Annotated in this window: 16 protein-coding genes and 1 tRNA gene; 5 read left to right on the top strand and 12 right to left on the bottom strand. The window is 71.6% G+C overall.

Annotated elements, in window-relative coordinates:
- Positions 1-37: 37 nt before the first annotated feature.
- Positions 38-1540 (bottom strand): serine hydrolase domain-containing protein, encoded by a 1503-nt coding sequence (locus EV190_RS09560; RefSeq protein WP_133741130.1) that lies wholly within the window; start codon positions 1538-1540, stop codon positions 38-40.
- Between the two features lie 261 nt (positions 1541-1801).
- On the opposite strand from EV190_RS09560, the gene EV190_RS09555 reads away from it, so the two are divergent.
- The 3 genes from EV190_RS09555 (at position 1802) to EV190_RS09545 (ending at position 4944) form a co-directional block, all read left to right on the top strand.
- Positions 1802-3433, top strand: coding sequence for a sensor histidine kinase (locus EV190_RS09555; protein ID WP_133741129.1), 1632 nt, complete (start codon positions 1802-1804; stop codon positions 3431-3433).
- Positions 3433-4128 (top strand): response regulator, encoded by a 696-nt coding sequence (locus EV190_RS09550; protein WP_133741128.1) that lies wholly within the window; start codon positions 3433-3435, stop codon positions 4126-4128. Before EV190_RS09555 ends, EV190_RS09550 begins: the two co-directional genes overlap by 1 nt.
- A gap of 333 nt (positions 4129-4461) precedes the next feature.
- Positions 4462-4944: a hypothetical protein gene (locus tag EV190_RS09545; protein ID WP_133741127.1), complete on the top strand. Its 483-nt coding sequence runs from the start codon at positions 4462-4464 to the stop codon at positions 4942-4944.
- Positions 4945-5042: 98 nt separating this feature from the next.
- Here EV190_RS09545 and EV190_RS09540 read toward each other — a convergent pair whose 3' ends face one another.
- The 3 genes from EV190_RS09540 to EV190_RS09530 form a co-directional block, all read right to left on the bottom strand.
- The gene (locus EV190_RS09540) at positions 5043-5957 is read right to left on the bottom strand and encodes a glycine betaine ABC transporter substrate-binding protein (RefSeq protein ID WP_133741265.1); all 915 of its coding nucleotides are present in this window, start codon (positions 5955-5957) and stop codon (positions 5043-5045) included.
- Positions 5958-6097: 140 nt separating this feature from the next.
- A complete protein-coding gene (locus EV190_RS09535) occupies positions 6098-7348 on the bottom strand; it encodes an ABC transporter permease (protein WP_133741126.1) in 1251 nt (416 codons plus the stop codon).
- The gene (locus tag EV190_RS09530; RefSeq protein WP_133741264.1) at positions 7348-8601 is read right to left on the bottom strand and encodes a quaternary amine ABC transporter ATP-binding protein; all 1254 of its coding nucleotides are present in this window, start codon (positions 8599-8601) and stop codon (positions 7348-7350) included. Before EV190_RS09530 ends, EV190_RS09535 begins: the two co-directional genes overlap by 1 nt.
- Before the next feature lie 512 nt (positions 8602-9113).
- On the opposite strand from EV190_RS09530, the gene EV190_RS09525 reads away from it, so the two are divergent.
- On the top strand, positions 9114-9719 hold the full coding sequence (locus EV190_RS09525; RefSeq protein WP_133741125.1) for a rhomboid family intramembrane serine protease: 606 nt from the start codon (positions 9114-9116) through the stop codon (positions 9717-9719).
- Between the two features lie 94 nt (positions 9720-9813).
- On the opposite strand, the gene dcd is transcribed toward EV190_RS09525, so the two are convergent.
- Positions 9814-10401 carry a dCTP deaminase gene (gene dcd, locus EV190_RS09520; protein WP_133741124.1) on the bottom strand — a complete coding sequence of 196 codons (588 nt, stop codon included), beginning with the start codon at positions 10399-10401 and terminating at the stop codon, positions 9814-9816.
- 110 nt (positions 10402-10511) lie between these two features.
- Here dcd and EV190_RS09515 point away from each other — a divergent pair.
- A tRNA-Gly gene (locus EV190_RS09515) sits at positions 10512-10585 on the top strand.
- A gap of 97 nt (positions 10586-10682) precedes the next feature.
- Here the strand turns inward: EV190_RS09515 and EV190_RS09510 are convergent.
- From EV190_RS09510 to EV190_RS09480, 7 genes are all read right to left on the bottom strand, one after another.
- The gene (locus tag EV190_RS09510; RefSeq protein ID WP_133741123.1) at positions 10683-11870 is read right to left on the bottom strand and encodes a tyrosine-type recombinase/integrase; all 1188 of its coding nucleotides are present in this window, start codon (positions 11868-11870) and stop codon (positions 10683-10685) included.
- Positions 11871-12095 (bottom strand): excisionase family DNA-binding protein, encoded by a 225-nt coding sequence (locus tag EV190_RS09505; protein ID WP_133741122.1) that lies wholly within the window; start codon positions 12093-12095, stop codon positions 11871-11873. It abuts the gene before it with no gap.
- On the bottom strand, positions 12096-13766 hold the full coding sequence (locus EV190_RS09500; RefSeq protein ID WP_133741121.1) for a replication initiator: 1671 nt from the start codon (positions 13764-13766) through the stop codon (positions 12096-12098).
- A complete protein-coding gene (locus EV190_RS09495) occupies positions 13767-15203 on the bottom strand; it encodes an FtsK/SpoIIIE domain-containing protein (protein ID WP_133741120.1) in 1437 nt (478 codons plus the stop codon).
- A 177-nt stretch (positions 15204-15380) separates the two neighbouring features.
- On the bottom strand, positions 15381-15782 hold the full coding sequence (locus EV190_RS09490; RefSeq protein WP_133741119.1) for a plasmid replication, integration and excision activator: 402 nt from the start codon (positions 15780-15782) through the stop codon (positions 15381-15383).
- 124 nt (positions 15783-15906) lie between these two features.
- The gene (locus tag EV190_RS09485; RefSeq protein ID WP_133741118.1) at positions 15907-16713 is read right to left on the bottom strand and encodes an integrase; all 807 of its coding nucleotides are present in this window, start codon (positions 16711-16713) and stop codon (positions 15907-15909) included.
- Positions 16714-16716: 3 nt separating this feature from the next.
- Positions 16717-17559, bottom strand: a complete 843-nt coding sequence (locus EV190_RS09480; protein WP_133741263.1) for a sigma-70 family RNA polymerase sigma factor — start codon at positions 17557-17559, stop codon at positions 16717-16719.
- Between the last annotated feature and the right edge of the window lie 10 nt (positions 17560-17569).

Here is a 17569-nt window from a genome sequence, read left to right as displayed (position 1 = left end):
GGTCCCGCTCCCCGCCGCCCCGCCCGCGTCGGCGTCGTCAACGCGACCGGCGGACCCGCGCCGCGTGCCGTGCGCGGGCGCCCACGGCGGCGAGACCGGCGAGGGACCCCGTGACCAGCCACACCACGACGGTCGGGGTGACGTGCAGGAGCTGCCACCAGCTCGCGTCGCGCCCGTTGAAGACGAACTCCGCGATCGGGTGCAGTCCGGCGAGGAGGGCGAGCGGAAGCAGGTGCGGGGCCGACGCGAGGACGAGCCGCCGCACCGGCCCGCGGGCGCGTGCGGCCGCCCACCGGGGCGCGCGGAGAACCGCGGCGGCCCCGAGCGCCGCGGCCGCCAGGGTGAGCAGGGCCATGACCCCGTCGACGATCGCCAGGACCGGCGGCCCGACCTCCGGCGCGCCGCCCTCCGCCAGCTCCGCGAGGCCCTCCGCGACCACCCGCGCCTCCACCCCGCCCGTGTTGAGACCGCCGTTGAGCACGACCGCGATGCCGTGCCCGCTCTCCGGCAGGACGATCTGCTGGGAGGTGTAGGTGAACAGCCATCCGCCGTGCCCCGCTCCCGCCCCCTCCAGGTTCCACCCCAGGCCCGCGTCCGCCTCCCCGGCGGCCCCCTCCCCGGGCGCGCGCATCGCGGCGAGCGTGTCCGGGGAGACGGGGCCGGTCCCGCTCCGGGGGTGTCCGGTCGCGTGCAGGACGAGCCATTCGGCCAGGTCGTCGGCCGTGGTCACGACGCCGCTGGAGCCGTCCAGGAACCAGCTCGGCTCGTCGGCGGCGACCGCGCCGCCGTACATCAGGACGTGGCCGCGCGGGACCTCGGGCGCGTCCCGGAGGTCGCCGACCGTGGTGCTGTCGTCCATCCCCAGCGGCGCGAACACGTCGCTCTCCAGCCGGTCGGCGAACGGCTCGCCGCCGACGACCTCCACCAGGCGCGCCGCGACCGCGTAGTTGGGGTTGTGGTACGAGTAGCGCGTCCCGGGGGCCGCGGCCGGCTCCACCTCCCCCAGCTGCGCCACGCGCTCCTCCAGCGTCGCGGGCAGCGGTCCGCTCTTCTCCGGGAACGTCGTGTCCGAGAGCCCGGAGGTGTGGTCGAGCAGCTGGCGCACGGTGATCTCGTCACCGCGCGAATCGGCGACCCGGAACTCCGGCAGGTACTCCACGACGGGCGCGTCCAACGCGACCGAGCCCTCCTCCACCAGCCGCATGACGGACATCGCGGTGAACGACTTGCTCATCGACGCGACGGGGACCGGCGAGTCCGCGGTCATCGGCGCGCCCGTGGAGTCGTGCCCGTAACCGGCGACCCGGACGACGCGCTCGCCCTCGGTGACGGCGACCACCGCCCCGGGGACGCCGTTGGCGTCGAGGTAGCCGGTGACGAACGCGTCCACGGCGGCGGGGGTGAGGGCCGCGGTCCCGTCCGCCGCCGCTCCCGGCGGCGCGCCCGCGGCGAGCACCGCCGCGGCGGTCAGGAGCACCGCCCCCGCGCGGGACGCGCGTCCGGTCCGGCGTGCCGGCGGCGTTCCGGTCTCCACTGTCATGAGGGGCTCCCCGTCCTGTCGTGGTCGTCCCGGCCCGCCGCCGGAAGCGTCCCGCGGCTCGACGGTAGGGATCGGGACCGCGTCGGGGCATCGCGTGATGGACGGCGGCGACACCTGACTTTCGGGTGATTTCCGAGGTGTCCCGGACACCGCCTCCGGGTGAGAGGAAACCCGTATCCCCAGTCCAGCAGGGGCTTCCCGCGGTAGGCCGGGCGCGCGCGGCGCCGGGGGCGGCGTCCGCGCGTCGGTAACGTCGTCGGTGTGACGGACTCCGCTGGAAGACCTCGACGGCTCCGCCCCGGGCGCGCCCCGGCCGACCTCGGCCTGGCGCTGGGACTGGTCGCGGCCGCCCTCGCCTGGCCCGGCCACGGCTCCACGGTCTCCGTGTGGGTGGCGGTCGGCGCGTCGGCCGTGCTCCCGGCGGTGGTGTCGGCGGGCCGCCGCCGACCGCTGTCCGCGCTGCTCGCCGCCGCCGCGCTGGGCCTCCTCACGTCGTGGGACCCCCTGCGGCCGGTGGGCCCGTTCCTGCCCGCCCTGGCCCTCATGGGCTATCTGGCGGGCCGCCGGACGGAGCGGGCCCGGCCCGCCCTGGTCGTGTTCGCGGCGGTCGGAGCCGCGGTGACCGTCGTCGCCCTGGCCGCCGCGCTGGGGTCGTGGGCGTGGGGCGCCGCGGGGCCCAGCCGCGCGGCCTCCGAAGCGGTGCTGGTGTGGGGAGGCAAGACCGGCGCCCTCGTCTTCGCGGGTGTGCTGCCGTGGCTGGTCGGCCGGTACCGCCGCCAGCACGTCGAACTCGTGGCGGCGGGCTGGGAGCGCGCGGCGCTGCTCGAACGCGGGCGGCTGGCCGACGCCGAACGGGAGCGGCTGCTGGAGCGCGCCCGCATCGCCGAGGAGATGCACGACACGCTGGGCCACGAGCTCACCCTCATCGCGGTCCGGGCGGGCGCGCTGGAGATCGCGCCGGGGTTCGACGAGCGGCGCTGCCGCGAGGCGGCCGGGGAGCTGCGCGCCGACGCCACCCGTGCCACGGAGCGGCTCCAGGAGATCATCGGCGTCCTGCACGAGGGGAGCCCGGCCGCCCCCGGGGACCGCGCGGGCGGGGCGGACGCCGCCGCGCTCGTCGAGCGCGCCCGCGCCTCGGGGATGGCGGTCGAGTCGCGGACCAGCGGCGACCCGGCGGCCGTCCCGCCGGAGGTGGCGCGCGCGGCGCACCGCGTGGTGCGCGAGGCGCTCACCAACGCGGGCAGGCACGCCCCCGGCGCCGCCGTCACCGTCGAGACGGTCCACACCGGCGGCGCCACCACGGTCACCGTCACCAACGGACCGCCGACGGAGCCGCCCGCTCCCGACGGCCGGCTGTCCGGCAACCGAGGGCTCGCCGGGCTGCGCGAACGGGTCCGGCCGATCGGCGGCACCCTGTCCGCCGCACCGCACGAAGGGGGCTTCCGGGTCCGCGCGCGCCTGCCGCACCCCGACCGGGGCGCCACCGTTCCGGAGCCCGGGGCCGGCCCCGGCGCTTCGGAGGTCGCGGACGCGATGGCGCGCACCCGGCGGCGGACCCTGCGCGGCCTGGCCGCCGCCGTGCTGGTGCCGCTCGCCCTCGGGCTCGCGGTCGCGGCCGCGCTGTTCGGGTACGTCGCCCACACCACGGCCCACTCGGTCCTGGCCCCCGACGACTACGCGGCGCTGCGGGTGGGCCAGTCGCGCGCGGAGGTCGGGGCGGTGCTGCCCGCCATGGAGATGGTCGACCCCCCGGTGGACCGCGCCCCGCCCGCACCGAGCGGCGCGACATGCTACTTCTACCGGTCGAACGCCACCCTGTTCGACCCCGTCGACCTGGCCCGTTACCGGCTGTGCTTCGCCGGCGACCGGCTGGTCGACAAGGACGTCGTCTGATGGCGCCCCGACCGGACCCGCGACGGGGGGCGGGGGCGTCCTCGGGGGTGCGGATCGTCCTGGCCGACGACGAGCCCCTGCTGCGCGCGGGCATCCGGGCGATCCTGTCGGCCGACCCGTCGTTCGAGGTGGTCGCCGAGGCCGCCGACGGCCACGGCCTCGTCGCGGCGGCGCGCGAGCACCGCCCCGACGTCGCGCTGGTCGACATCCAGATGCCCGGACTCGACGGCCTCTCCGCGATCGGGGGCGTCCGCCGCGCGTCGCCCGGGACCGCCGTCGTCATCCTCACCACCTTCGGCAGGGACGAGTACATCTCCCGCGCGCTCACCGAGGGCGTCGACGGCTTCGTCCTCAAGGCGTCCGATCCGCGCGACCTCCTCGCCGGCGTGCGCGCCGTCGCCGACGGCGGCGCCTACCTGTCGCCCAGGGTCGCCGAGCGCGTCGTCGCCGCCTACACCGGCGACCGGGCGCGCCCACGCGCCGCGGCCCGCGAGCGCGTGGCCGCGCTCAGCCCCCGCGAACGCGACGTCCTCGCCCTCGTGGGCGCCGGCCTGACCAACAGCGAGATCGCGCGGCGGCTCTTCCTGTCCGAGGACACCGTCAAGACCCACCTGCGCGCGGTGTTCACCCGGCTCGACGTGCGCAACCGCGTGCAGGCGGCCGTCACCGCCCACGACGCGGGCCTGGTGCCCTGACCCGCGTCGCCCTTCCCGGTGGTCTCGGCCTTTTCGGGGTCTCGACCGCGTCCGAGACCCCGGGAAGGGCGAGACCACCGGGAAGGGCGGTACCGGGCGGGACCCGTGGGCGGAGTGAGGTCCGACGTCCCCACAAATGATGATTCGGCCCCCTTCGCGGGCCCGGAACCGATATGGTTTGCTGAGCGGTTGCCACCCACCTCCCCCTCCTCTGCGACACACGCCCCGCGCACGCATGGGCGGCCCCGGTTCGATGCGCTCAGCGCCGGTCACCGGGACGGCGGACACGCCCGCGGCTCGTCGCGAGACCTCTGAGACGACTCTGAAAGAGGCATGTCCGTGACCGAGAAGGTTCGCCTCGTCTGCCCTCTGGGGCGCAAGCACGCCGAGCTGTGGGGCGGGGCGGCGCTGGTCGTACTCGGCGTGGTCTGCGTCGCGGCCGGGGCGACCCACTGGGCCAACCTGGCGCTGGGCGGCCTGCTCGTCGTCGGCGGCCTCGCCCTCTCCTGGCACGGCTCCCGGTTCAGGCCCCCGGTCCTGGAGATCGACGCGCAGGAGTTCCGCTACACCCGCGGCCGCTACGTGGTGCGCATCCCCTTCTCCGACATCGGCTCCTACTACGTCCTGCCCGGCCGCACCCGCTCGCTCGGCCTGTGCGACGCCACCGGGCGCCCGCGCCTCTTCCCGTCCGTGGAGGGCCGCCGCGCCGGCCGCCCCTACCTGCCGCTGACCGGCCTGACCTCCCCCGCCAAGGTGGACGCGTTCATGAGCTCGGCGGGCATCCCGCCGCGCGACCGCTCGATCACCTCCGGCTGAGCGGACGCCCGGACACGGCGGCGGGCCGCACCCGGTCCGGGTGCGGCCCGCCGCCGTTCCACCGGGTCGCGCTTCCCGGGACGGTCCGGGAGCGCCCCCTAGAACTCCAGGCCCTCGGCGTCCTCGCCCAGGACCTCCGTGAGGAAGTCGGGGTTCTCCTGGAGCCAGGCGCGGGCGCCCGCCTCCTCGTCGTCGGGGTTCTGGTTGAGGATCACGTCCTCCAGCGACGCCAGCTGCTCGTCGGTGAGCGCGAAGTTCTGCAGCCACCCGTTGACCTCGGGGAACTCCTCGCCGAAGCCCGCGCGGCCGATGGTGTGGATCTGCTCGCCGTCGCCCATGGCGCCCTCGGGGTCCTCGAGGTCCTTCAGGTCGTAGTCGGCGTAGGCGATGTGCGGCCGCCACAGGGTGACGACGATGGGCTCCTCCGCGGCGATGGCGCTGTCGAGCTCGGCCAGCATGGCCGCCGTCGAGGACTCGACGAGCTCGTACTCCTCCAGCCCGTAGGCGGGGATCGCCTCCTCCTTGGTGGTGCGCACCAGGCCCGAGCCGGACTCGATGCCGACGATCTCGCCGCCGAACTCGTCGCCCATGCCCTTGAGGTCCGCGATGGAGTTCACGTCCTCCATGTAGGCGGGGACGGTCAGCTCGAGCGTGGCGTTGTCGTACCAGACGCCGATGTCCTCCACCTCCCCGCCGTACTGCTCCCAGTAGTCGCCGTGGGTGTCGGGGAGCCAGGTGTCCATGAAGAGGTCGACGTCGCCCTGGGCGACGCCCTGGAACAGCGGGGCGACGTCGACGTTCTCGACGGTGACGTCGTAGCCCTTCTCCTCCAGGATCACCTTCCACAGGTTGGTGACCGCGATGCCCTCCTCCCACGGGATGAGGCCGATGCTGATCGCCTGGCCGCCCTCGCCCTCTCCCTCCTCGGGACCGGTGGCGACACCGCCGCCGCCTCCTCCGCAGGCGGTGGCCAGCAGCGCCAGGGACGCGACGCCGGCCCCCAGGGTGAGCATCCGGGTACTGCGCTTCGTCGATCGCACGGAACTTCCTTCCTCTTGCACGGAACGGACTGAGAACGCGCCGGTGCGGGCCCGGCGTTCTCGGCGGGGCTCCCCGCCGCCGGGCCTCCCGAAGGGGCCCGACGGCGCGGTGCTCACCCCGCCTGGGCTTTCTGTGCTCTGAGCGCCGGGGAGTAGCGGGTGACGGCCCCGGTCAGGCGGTCCAGGTAGATCGCCAGGACCACCACCGCGATACCGCCCTCGAAGCCGAGCGGCATGTCGCTGCGCGCGATGCCCGAGTACACGACGTTGCCGAGGCCGCCCGCCCCGACCATCCCGGCGATGACCACCATGGACAGGCTGAGCATGATCACCTGGTTGATCCCGGCCATGATCGTGGTGAGCGCGAGCGGGAGCTGGATCTGCCGCAGGATCTGCAGGTCGGGGGCGCCGAACGCCTCACCGGCCTCGACCAGTTCCTTGTCGACCTGGCGGATGCCCAGTTCGGTCAGCCGGACACCGGGCGGCATCGCGAAGATCACCGTCGCGATCACGCCGGGCACCTGGCCGATGCCGAAGAAGAAGATCGCCGGGATCAGGTAGACGAACGCGGGCAGGGTCTGCATGAAGTCCAGGACCGGCTTCAGCACGCCGCTGAGCTTGTTGCTGTAGGCGGCCAGCACGCCGATCGGGACGGCGACGACGACCGCGACGACGGTGGCGACCAGGATCAGCGCCAGGCTGCTCATCGCGTCCTGCCACTTGTCCATGCTCACGATCAGCAGGAAGCCCAGGACGCTGAACAGCGCGAGCCGCCAGCCCGAGACCACCCACGCCAGGGCGGCGAGCAGCAGCAGGGTGATGAGGTCGATCTGCACGCCGACGACGAAGTGCAGGGTGAGGACGGCCAGCAGCGCGGCGACCGCCCCGATGGCGGTGTAGCGCTGCCGGCGCGGCGCCTTGGTCGCGAACACGGCCACGGCCAGGGCCGTGAGCAGCAGCAGCGCCAGAACCAGCGGCGGGTAGACGTACTCGGCGCCGAAGAGCTCCATGGCCCACACGAACAGCGGCGCGGGCATGGACCCGATGACCGCGGCCGCGGCTCCGAAGAGGAGTTCGGCCAGGTAGAGCAGGAGGAACGCGCCCCACAGGACCGCGGTGGCCCTCCGACCTCGGCCTTCCAGCAGTCCCTTGGTGACCACGGCCGCGGCGATGAGGGTGAGGAACGTCGCCGAGGGTGCGGTCAGCAGCACCGACAGGAAGTCGACGCTGGCGCCGATGACCTCGCCGATGAGGTCGAAGACGAAGCCGAGGTTGGCCCGCAGCCAGTTGATCGTGCTCTCGAACCACTGGCCGACCGGGATCCGCGGCACCTCCACGGAGTGGGTCAGGACGGGTGCTCCCATCAGCGCTGTCCTCCTTCGCTTCCGTCGGCGCCCTCGCTCCGGGCGGCTCCGTTCGGAGCCGCGGCCGCGACCAGGTCGTCGGCGCCCTCGGGCGCCTGCTCGTCCTCGGAGGCCCCCGGGGCCAGCGCCGCGAGCAGGGTGACCCGGGGAATGACCCCGACGAGGCGCTCGTCGTCGTCGACGACCGCCAGCGGGTAGGGGCTCAGCGCGGCCTGCTGGAACAGGTCGGCGACGGCGGTGTCGGGGTGGACGCGCTCGACGTCGGCGACGACGAGCCCTTCGAGGTCCTTGACCCCGGTGCGGACCGCCTCGCCGATGGCCTCCTCGCGCACCACGCCGACGAGGCGCCGGTCGCGGTGGACGACGAACGCCGTGACCGTCTGGTTCTCGCGCATCGTGCGCAGCGCCGCGCGCGGCCCGTGCCCCGGGTCGATGACCGGGATCGGCGGTTCCATGACGGAGGACGCGGTGAAGACGCGGGTGCGGTCCACGTCCTCGGTGAACTGGGCGACGTAGTCGTTGGCCGGCTGGCTGAGGATCTCCTCGGCGGTGCCGATCTGGGCGACGCGGCCGTCGCGCAGCACGCAGATGCGGTCGCCCAGGCGCATCGCCTCGTTGAGGTCGTGGGTGATGAAGATGATGGTCTTGCCGAGCTCCGCCTGGAGCTGCAGCAGCTGGGTCTGCATGTCCCGGCGGATCAGCGGGTCCAGGGCGCTGAACGCCTCGTCCATGAGGATGATGTCGGTGTCCGCGGTGAGCGCGCGGGCCAGGCCCACGCGCTGCTGCATGCCGCCGGACAGCTGCTGGGGCACCTTGTCCTCCCAGCCCTCCAGGCCGACCAGGCCGAGGGCGTGCCGCGCCCGCTCGTGCCGCTCGGCGCGCGGGACGCCGCGGACCTCCAGCCCGTAGGCGGCGTTCTCCAGCACGGTGCGGTGCGGGAAGAGCGCGAAGTGCTGGAAGACCATGCTGATCTTCTCGCCGCGCAGGGTGCGCAGCGCGCGCTTGGGCAGCGCGCTGATGTTGGTGCCGTCGACCTCCACCGACCCCGCGGTGGGGGGCAGGAGGCCGTTGAGCATCCGGATCAGCGTGGACTTGCCGGACCCCGAGAGGCCCATGACGACGAAGATCTCCCCCGGTTCGACCTCGAACGACACGTCGATGACGGCGGCCGTGACGTCCAGTTCCCGGATCTCGTCGCGGTGGCGTCCGTCCGACAGCAGTTCGACGGCCTTGGGTGCCCGTTTTCCGAACACCTTGTACAGATTGCTCGCGCGTACAGCTGGCACGGTCTCCTCTTCAGCTCTGCCTCGCCGCTGGGAACAGCAGGTCCGGCTCGGTGACCCCCCTCACCCGTTCGGGTTCCACAGCGTGTACTTCGGCGTCCGCGCGCTGGAGGGGCCGCCCCCGGTGTGACTCGCACTCCCGGCGGACATGGTTCAGCGCATACGAATGCCCGGTTTGCGTAGATAGGCCAACCTATACACCGCCACCTGGGGTTTTCCTTGGAAACATCACAGCGAGATAACGTGTTTAAGACGCGAAAACCCGAAAAGTCGACTTGCGGCAATCAGGCCGGCATGAAAGAGGCAAGAATATGTGATTTACATCACTCGGTCTTAAATGGTGATCAGGAACACATTTTCAGGTCCGCGCAGATAGGCCGATCGAGGCCCCCGTCACACCGGAACGGGCCCGTCTTCCGGACAGGCAGGCCCCTACCATGCGCGGCCTGCCCGAAACGGCCCCTGTCGCATAAAGTCGAGGAGTGACCCAGTCCAGGATCAGCGCCATCGTGACCGTCGTGGTCTTCACCGCGGCGATGTGGATCTTCGAGATCATCGACTTCTTCGCCGGGGGCTCCCTGGACCAGCGGTTCGGCATCCGCTCATGGGTGATCGCCGACCTGTGGACCGTCTTCACCGCGCCGTTCATGCACGCCGACTTCGCGCACCTGATGGCGAACAGCGTGCCGATGCTCGTCCTCGGCTCCCTGGTGGCCTTCAGCGGCCTGTCCCGCTTCATCTGGGCGTCGCTCATCATCACCGTGGTCAGCGGGATCGCGGTGTGGCTGCTGTCGGGCTACGGCAGCCTGACCGTGGGCGCGAGCGGCCTCATCTTCGGCTACTTCGGCTACCTGGTGCTGCGCGGGATCATCGAGCGCAAGACGATCGACATCGTCATCATGATCTGCGTGGTGCTGTTCTACGGCACCCTGATCTTCGGCGTGCTGCCGCAGCAGCAGGGGATCTCGTGGCAGGCCCACCTGTTCGGCTTCCTGGGCGGCCTGCTGTCCGCCTACGTCCTGCCCCGGCGCGCCAAGCCCCGGCCGGTCACCGGCGGCTACGGACCCCAGGGCCTCCCGGGCTACTAGGAGTCTCCCCGCTTCTCCTCGCTGATCTTGACCTTTTCGGGGCCTCAACCGCTTCTGAGACCCCGGAAAGGTCAAGATCGGCGGGGAGAAGCGGCTACGAGCCGGAGTCGATCGGCGCGCGGGTGAAGTTCCGGTAGGACCGCGACGGCGTCGGTCCGCGCTGCCCCTGGTACCGCGACCCGTACGCGGCCGAGCCGTAGGGGTGCTCGGCGGGCGAGGTCAGCCGGAACATGCACAGCTGCCCGATCCGCATGCCGGGGTACAGCTTGATGGGCAGCGTCGCGACGTTGGACAGCTCCAGCGTGACGTGCCCGGAGAACCCGGGGTCGATGAACCCCGCGGTGGAGTGCGTGAGCAGCCCGAGCCGGCCCAGCGAGCTCTTGCCCTCCAGCCGGCTGGCGATGTCGTCGGACAGCGTGACCGTCTCGTAGGTGGACGCGAGCACGAACTCCCCGGGGTGCAGGACGAACGCCTCGTCCCCTTCGGGCTCGACCAGCCGCGTCAGCCCCGGCTGCTCCACCGCCGGGTCGATGTGCGGGTACCGGTGGTTCTCGAACACCCGAAAGTAGCGGTCCAGGCGCACGTCGACACTCGACGGCTGGACGAGCCCGGGGTCGTAAGGGTCCAGCTTGACCTGCCCGGACTCGATAGCGGCCCTGATGTCACGATCGGAGAGAAGCACGCAGAAGAATCTACCCGCTCGGACCTCACACCCCCGCCACGGCGTTTCCCTTACCCATGACGCCGTCGGGTAGGGTAATCTTCGTGTCGAGCGGTTGAGCCGTTCACAACGCGGATGTAGTTCAATGGCAGAACTTCAGCTTCCCAAGCTGATAGCGCGGGTTCGATTCCCGTCATCCGCTCCACAGGACAAAGGCCCAGGTCAGGGAGACAATCCCGAACCTGGGCCTTCGTCGTTCCCGGGGCTGTTCCGAGCCCGCGTGCCAGTTCCTTGCCAGATGCTCAGCGGAGCGCCGCAAGCGCCGGGGGGTCGTCGTCACCGTCGGTGTCCGCATCCGCGAACGACTCGGCCTCCCTGGCCCTGCGCAGTTCCTCAGCGGCCAGCTCCCCGAGCGCGTCCGCGATGTGGCGCGCCCGGTTGTCCCGCGCGTGCAGGTACACCAGCGCGGCCCGCGTGCTGGAGTGCCCCATCCGGTTCATGAGTTCCCGCAGCGACGCGCCCGCCTCGGCCGCGAACGTGTTGCCCGCGTGCCGCAGGTCGTGAAGACGAACGCCTTTCAGACCCGCTGCCTTGCAGGCGTCCGCCCAGTACTTCGAGAAGTTCGAGCGCCGGAGCTGCCCGCCCTTGACGCCGACGAACACGAAGGAGTCGGGATCGTCGGAGCCGTAGACCACCAGGTGCCGCCGAAGATCGTCGATGATCAGCGAGGGCAGCGCCACCGTCCGGTATCCCGCCCTGGACTTGGGAGTGCCCTTGACCAACGCGCTCAGGTCGTAGACGGTTTCCCGGACGGTCACGGTGCGCGCGTCGAGGTCGAGCCAGCGCCGCCGCAGACCCGCCAACTCCCCCCATCGCAGACTGCCGAACGCCGCGAGGAGCACGAGCGCCCGGTAGCGCGGTTTGATGACGTCGGCCAGCTTGTACACCTCGGCCACCGACAGCGCCGGGCGTTCCTCGGCGTGCTCCTGGCCCGCCCCCTCGATCCGGCAGGGGTTCTTGCGGATCAACTCGTCACGTACGGCGGTGTTGAGAACCGCGCGCATGAGCCGGTACGCCTTGGCCACCGTGGACTTACCGACCTTGGCCTTGCGCCGAGCCGTCCGCCACTTGCGTACGTGGACTTCTTTGATGTCCTTGATGAGCACGTGCCCGAAAGTCGGATCGAGATGGAGACGCAACAACCCCTCGTAGAGCTGTGCGGTCTTGGGGCTCAGGTCCCGGTCTTCCAGCCAGTTCGCCGCGTACTCCCCGAAGGGCACCGCCCCGGCGTCCGGATCAACCCATTCTTCCCGCAGGATCTCGGATTCCTTGAGGCTCAGCCACCGCTCAGCGTCCTTCCTGGTGGCGAAGGTGCTGGGAGCGGCCCGGTCGACACCGTCAGGTCCCCGGTAGCGCGCCTGCCACCGGCCCGAGGCGATCTGCCGAACAGCCCCGAACTGACGACGAAACCCCTTGTTGTTACCGCCCACCTACGCCGCCCTCCTTATCCGCAGCCGGACGGGTTCGACGAGGCCGGAGGTGATGAGGTCGTCCACCGCGGATTCGGGGATGCGCACGTGGCGGCCGATCTTGACGAAGGCGATGCGCCGTTCCTCGATGAGGCGGCGCGGGTAGCGCTGGGAGGTGTTGAGCCGTTCGGCCACCTGGGCCACGGTCAGCAGACGGCCGGTAGGCCGGTTGGTCCTGCTCGCCATCTATGCCGCCTCCTTGGTTGCCGAAAGGTCGTTGCGTCGCCGCGCGGCGTCGAGTTGGGCGCGGCGTTTGAGCGCGTCGCCGACGGCGCGCAGGAGGCGGTGTTCTCTGGGTGGCACGTCGGGGTCGGTGGGTCGGGCCAGTTCCCAGGCGACGTTGTCGCCGGCCCCCGCGAGGACGACGGGCGAGCCGGAGGGGTTCGGATCGGTCGAGGGGTCGACGCCGAGGGCGTCCAGGACCCAGGCGAGGCGGTCGGCCTTGTGGTCGGCCAGGGTCTTGCCCGACCACTTGCGCGAGACCAGGACCCGCCGCCCGGCGTAGCCGAGGTGTTCGCGCCGATGCGCCTTGGAGGTGCAGTAGCCCGGCCGCAGGCCCGCTTTGGCGTCTTTGGGCTGGACGCCGTAGCGCAGCCAGTTGGAGCAGCGGGGCGAGCAGGGCTCGAACCGGAGCGTTTCGACGAGGCGTTCCACGTGGCGTTCCTGCGCGGAGCTTTCCACGGCGTGGCATTCGGCGATGTCCTTGGTGAGGTACTTGGCCAGGTAGCGCACACACCGCGCGGCGTCCGCCGAGCCCGCCAAGACCCCTTTGGCGTCGATCTGGGGGCCGAACCGGGCCACGTGCATGGGCTGGGCGTTGGGGTCGGCATCCAGCGCGTCCAGGGCCTCATCCCAGGTGGGCAGAAGCTCCCCGGTCGCCGGGTCGAGGTAGGTGGCGGCGTCTTCGTCCCAGACGGGAAGGTGCGCCCCGTCGAAGCGGACCACGTCCACGGGTGGCCACCAGACCTGGTGGTAGGTCGCCGCCGCGATCTGGCGCAGCTCCGCCCGGGGGATCGTGCCCCGGGTGGCCATGTGCAGATGCGGCGCCAGACGTCGTTGGGGTTCCACGGCCGCGAAGTACTGCACGTCGAACCCGACGACGCGACGCAGGTTCTGCACGAACCGGTCCACCAGCTTGGAGAAGTGCAGCGCGTCGCGCGCGGCCCGCCGGTAGTCATACGTCGCCGGATCGACGGGGGTTCCGTCCGAACGCACCCGCCCGTAGGTGTCGCAGGTCAGGGTGAGAAACAGTGACGGCCGGAAGGTTTTGCCCGAGGCCGGATCGGTGAAGGACTGGCCGACCGTGCGGCGGGTCATGGGACGGCGGGGCAGGTCCGGGGCGTCCTGGCGGCGACGGGTCGAGCGCACCCGGCGAGGCTTGGCCGGTTGGGAGGGTGCGGGAGCGACCCGACCGCGCAGCCCGGTTCTGGTGATCTCCTCATCCAGGTCCGCGATCACCGCGTCCAGTTCGGCCAGCTCGCTTTCCTCGACCGTTCCGGAGGCAGCGAGCGCGTCGCGTTCGGCGGTGACGCGAGCCCGCCACTGCACCCACCAGATCTGCTGTTCGGTCGGTTCGTTCGGCGTGACCACGGGTTCGGTGGCCAGGTGCCAGCCCTCCTCACACTGGGAGCGCCGCAACGACCGCTTGCGCTTGGCGCAGGCCGGACACTTGCTTTCCAGGGTCGAGCCGCACGGCACATCGACGATCTCGGTTCGGCCGCTGTCCAGGTCGGTGCGCCGCAGCGAGACGGGCCGGATGCACACGCCCTTGTCGGTGGCGATCTGTTCGGCGACCTCCCGCGCCAGCGGCTGGGCCAGGCGTTCGGCGCGGGTGGTCTTGCCGGTCGGGGTCGGCATCTACGCGGCCCCCTCACGGGTGACCGGGCGCAGGACGGGAGTCCCGTACTCGGCGGTCATGGCGTCGATGTCGTCATCGGAGACGTACGCGGCGCGCACCCGCACCGGCACCGGTGAGCCCTCCAGGCGGACGAACGCCACCCCGGGCAGCTCCGGGGCGATCAGGTGCGCGTTGGCCCCACGATCCCGAGCGCCTTCCCCGAGCACCATGTCCACCTGTGAGGCTTCGTCCAGGCGCAGCGCGACCTTGTCCGGAAACAGGTTCCTTAGGTTCATGACCTCCTTGCGCGGGTCCTGCAACGCGGCCAGCACGCAAAACCCGACCGAACGCCCCTGGCTGGTCAGGGTGGCGATCGCGTTCTCCGCGCGACGGCGCACGTCCCGGTCCGGGTGATAGGCGGTCAGGAACGCCACCTCGTCCAGGACCACCACCGTGAACGGGTCACCGGTGGTCGGGATGTGGGCACGCTGCTTTCCGGCGTAGCGCTGCGCGCGTTCTTGCATCTGGGCAACGGCTTCTTCGAGCAGGGCCACCGCGGATTCCCCGGTGTCGGCGTAGCGCGCGAACAGCGAACGGCCGTAGGACAGCTCCATCCGCTTGGGATCGATCGCCCACACCCGCGCCGTCCCCGAGCAGATCGAGGGAAGCAGCGCGCGCACCGCCGACCAGATCACCGAGCCCTTGCCGGCCCCGGTCACGCCGACGACGAGCACGTGGGTTCCGTGCAGCCGCAGGAACCAGGTCGAGCCGTCTTCGCGCTGGCCCACCGGCAGCGAGGCCGGGTCCGACATCTCGGGGACGGGCAGGGCGTCGAGGGGTTCGGCGAGGGTGTCGGTGCGCGGGAACTCGCACACGATGTCGCGCGGCCCCAGCACGGTGATCCGGCAGGAGGGCGCGGCGAAGCCGTGCGCGAGCTCGGCCACGCGCGATTCGAAATCGGCCGGGGTGGTTCCGGCCACCAGGCGCACCCGAACCCGGTCAGCCCATACCGAGCAGGTCACCCGCCGGATCCTGGGCAGGTATTGGCGTTCCTGGTAGGACTCGGCCAGCCCGGCGACGACGAGGACGGGCTGCCAGTGGCGCCGGTACACCCACAGCCAGCGCCAGGCCGCCAACGCCCGCAACGCCACCAGGACCCGGAACGAGGACGGCCACCGCCGCCACCACACCAGCAGCCCCAACCCGGCCACCGACCAGACCACGGCCAGACCCACCCAGCCGAAGAAGGAGTAGACGACGGCCGAGGCCGCGACGGTTCCCACGACGACGGGGAAGCGGAACGGCAGCAGAACCACCAGGGCGATGAGGCGGGCGATCCAGCGGCCGAGGATGAGGATGCCCGGGGTGTCGATCACCGGGGTGGAGAAGCGGAAGGCTTGCGCGGGAACCGGCGAGGTCGCGTTGACCCGCTCGGCACCGGGACGGCTGGGCAGCATCACGCCTCACCTCCGGCCAGGAACACGGAGGACTCGCGTGCGTTCACGGGGGCACGACGGGGAATCAGCCATAATCAGACACACCTCTTCAGTTGCTCGGTCGTTAGCCGGTGGAGCTGGGGGTTTTCCAGGGGCGGCCCAGGTGTTGCAGCACCAGGCCGCCCCGCTCACATCAGGTCAGGCGGCGTCCTTGGCCGGGGCCGCGCGGCGTCCCGCGTTGGGGGCCTTCACTCCGCGGGCGCGCAGCGAGTAGGCCACCCGGGGACGGCGCCCGGAGTCGTCCACGTAGGGCATGACCGCCATCTGTTCGAACTCGACCGGCCGGAACGGCAGACCCGGGACTTCGTCAGGCAGGGTCGGGCACACCTCCGCCGCGATCTTGACCTTCACCGACTTGGCCTTGCCGCGCGCCTCGGGGTCGGCGTCGATCACGTCCACCGCCCACAGCGGCAACCCCGACTCCTTGTCCACCTGCGGCCGCTTGGTCTCGAAGTCCGTGATCGCCTCCACCCCCAGCGCGAACGCACCCGCCGGGAACACCACCCCGAACGCCACCGGCAACGCACCCTGAATCGCCATCAGGTCAGCACCTCTCACTTGTTCACCCCCCTAGACAGTGCGGACCGTGCGCCACGCGACAAGCTGTCTAGGGGTATTAACAGGGAAGGTAACAGACGACTCGAACGATTGTCTAGGGGGGTATTCAGACGGTCGGCCGCCAGGTGAGCGCGGTCGCGTCGTCGTGGTTCTTGGAGCGAGGCCAGCGCTTGCCGTCGGCATCGGCGCGTTCGGCGTCGCGCACCCGGGCGATGAGCGCGTGCGGCCCGTCTGCCCACAGCAGGTCGAGCATGGTCCGCCAGGTGGCCAGGCCGAAGGTGTCGGTGAGCCGGCTGGCCCCGTCGGTGAGCATCGCCAACCCGGCCAGGTCGGCGAGCGCGACGCTTCCGGTGAGCGCTTCGCAGGCGGCGTGCGGATCGGCGCCCGCCGTCCAGAACCCGCCGGGAACGTTGCGCCGCTCGGTCAGCGCAGCGTCCCACCCGTGGAGCGCCGGCCCCGAGGCGGGAGCCGAGTCGCGGCCCGCCGACTCCCGTCCCACGTCGCCGATGCGGCCGTCGGTGACCACCACCGGGTCGGAGCCGCCCAGGTCCAGGACGAGCACCGAGTCCGACAGGACGAGGTACTCCAACCGGTCCGCGGTGAAGCGCACCGCCACCACGGTGGCCGAAGGCGTGTTCGGGTTGTCCAGGTCGCAGGAGTCGCCGTGCAGCGACGAGGCGGTCTTGATCGCCGAGGCCAGCCCGCAGGCCAGGGACCGGCCGGGGGTGGTCTCGGCGAGCAGGAGGGCGCCGAGGGTCCGGGTGTACCAGGCGACCCCGTGGACGCACCCGGACTCGAACCCCTGGGGCGTACCGGCCCCGTCGAGCAGGACCGCCGTATCCGTGCCCACGGCCGCGAAGTCCTCGTTCGCGCGGTCGGGACGTCCGGGGTCGGTGGCGAGGCGGTACGGCATCGGCTAGTCCTGGTCGTGGCGGTACAGCGGCGTCGCCAACTCGGTCCTGACCGGTTCGTTGGTCTGCGGGTCGTACTCGGTCCGTACCAGGACCGAGAAGTTCCTGGCGCCCACCTGCCCCCACAGCGTCGCGATGTCCGTGGAGAGCAGGTGCGTCACGCCGAGCGACCCCACCGGGTGGATACCCGCGATCGCCAGCACCGAGCCCTGCCCGTCGGGGCGGGGCAGACGACCCAGATAGGCGATGTCATTGGGCTTGGCCGGGGCCTCGTCCGACCCCGCGTAGTACACCGTGTCGGTTCGGGTGTCCCGCAGCCGCCACGGCTTCCCCTCTTCACGCTCCCAACGAAACACCGGGTCCTTGGCGTAAGTGAGCCGCATGGCTTCGGACATGCGCGGCCCGCACACCACCACCAGGCCCGCCCGGTTCAAATCGATCTCGCCGGACACCGAGACGTGATCGTCCTTGACCGTCAGGTCGAAGCTGCGCGCCAGGTCTTCCAGCCGCTTGCCGGTGTTGAGGTCTTCCAGCGAGACGACCGCCCGGTTCTTGTCCGGGTCATGGCGCAGCGGAGTAACCACGGTGACCGTGCCCGATCCGAAGAACGCGCCCTCGGGAGCCGGACCGGTATGGCGGATTTGGTGGATGCGCCCTCGGCTCAACCCGGCCTGCTTGGCGATCTGCGCGTACGACAAGCCTTGCGCGTGCAGGTCCTGAATCGTGCGCCGACGTAGCCGGGACAGATCGGTCACTTCCTGCTGCGCTTCGGCGAGGCGTTCGGTGGCTACCCGGAGCAGAGCGAACGGATCATCAATCGCCGCGATGCGCTCATACTCGCTTGGCATGCGTCCCCTC

Source organism: Actinorugispora endophytica, assembly GCF_004363075.1.
Classification (GTDB): domain Bacteria; phylum Actinomycetota; class Actinomycetes; order Streptosporangiales; family Streptosporangiaceae; genus Actinorugispora; species Actinorugispora endophytica.
This window is presented reverse-complemented; position numbering and strand designations above follow the sequence as displayed.

Coding starts and splice junctions, on each gene's coding strand:
- EV190_RS09500 (WP_133741121.1), bottom strand. CDS start 13,766: ATGCCGACCCCGACCGGCAAGACCACCCGCGCCGAACGCCTGGCCCAG.
- EV190_RS09540 (WP_133741265.1), bottom strand. CDS start 5,957: ATGCTCACCCTGGGGGCCGGCGTCGCGTCCCTGGCGCTGCTGGCCACC.
- EV190_RS09550 (WP_133741128.1), top strand. CDS start 3,433: ATGGCGCCCCGACCGGACCCGCGACGGGGGGCGGGGGCGTCCTCGGGG.
- EV190_RS09535 (WP_133741126.1), bottom strand. CDS start 7,348: ATGGGAGCACCCGTCCTGACCCACTCCGTGGAGGTGCCGCGGATCCCG.
- EV190_RS09505 (WP_133741122.1), bottom strand. CDS start 12,095: ATGGCGAGCAGGACCAACCGGCCTACCGGCCGTCTGCTGACCGTGGCC.
- EV190_RS09495 (WP_133741120.1), bottom strand. CDS start 15,203: ATGCTGCCCAGCCGTCCCGGTGCCGAGCGGGTCAACGCGACCTCGCCG.
- EV190_RS09480 (WP_133741263.1), bottom strand. CDS start 17,559: ATGCCAAGCGAGTATGAGCGCATCGCGGCGATTGATGATCCGTTCGCT.
- EV190_RS09545 (WP_133741127.1), top strand. CDS start 4,462: ATGTCCGTGACCGAGAAGGTTCGCCTCGTCTGCCCTCTGGGGCGCAAG.
- EV190_RS09485 (WP_133741118.1), bottom strand. CDS start 16,713: ATGCCGTACCGCCTCGCCACCGACCCCGGACGTCCCGACCGCGCGAAC.
- EV190_RS09560 (WP_133741130.1), bottom strand. CDS start 1,540: ATGACAGTGGAGACCGGAACGCCGCCGGCACGCCGGACCGGACGCGCG.
- EV190_RS09490 (WP_133741119.1), bottom strand. CDS start 15,782: ATGGCGATTCAGGGTGCGTTGCCGGTGGCGTTCGGGGTGGTGTTCCCG.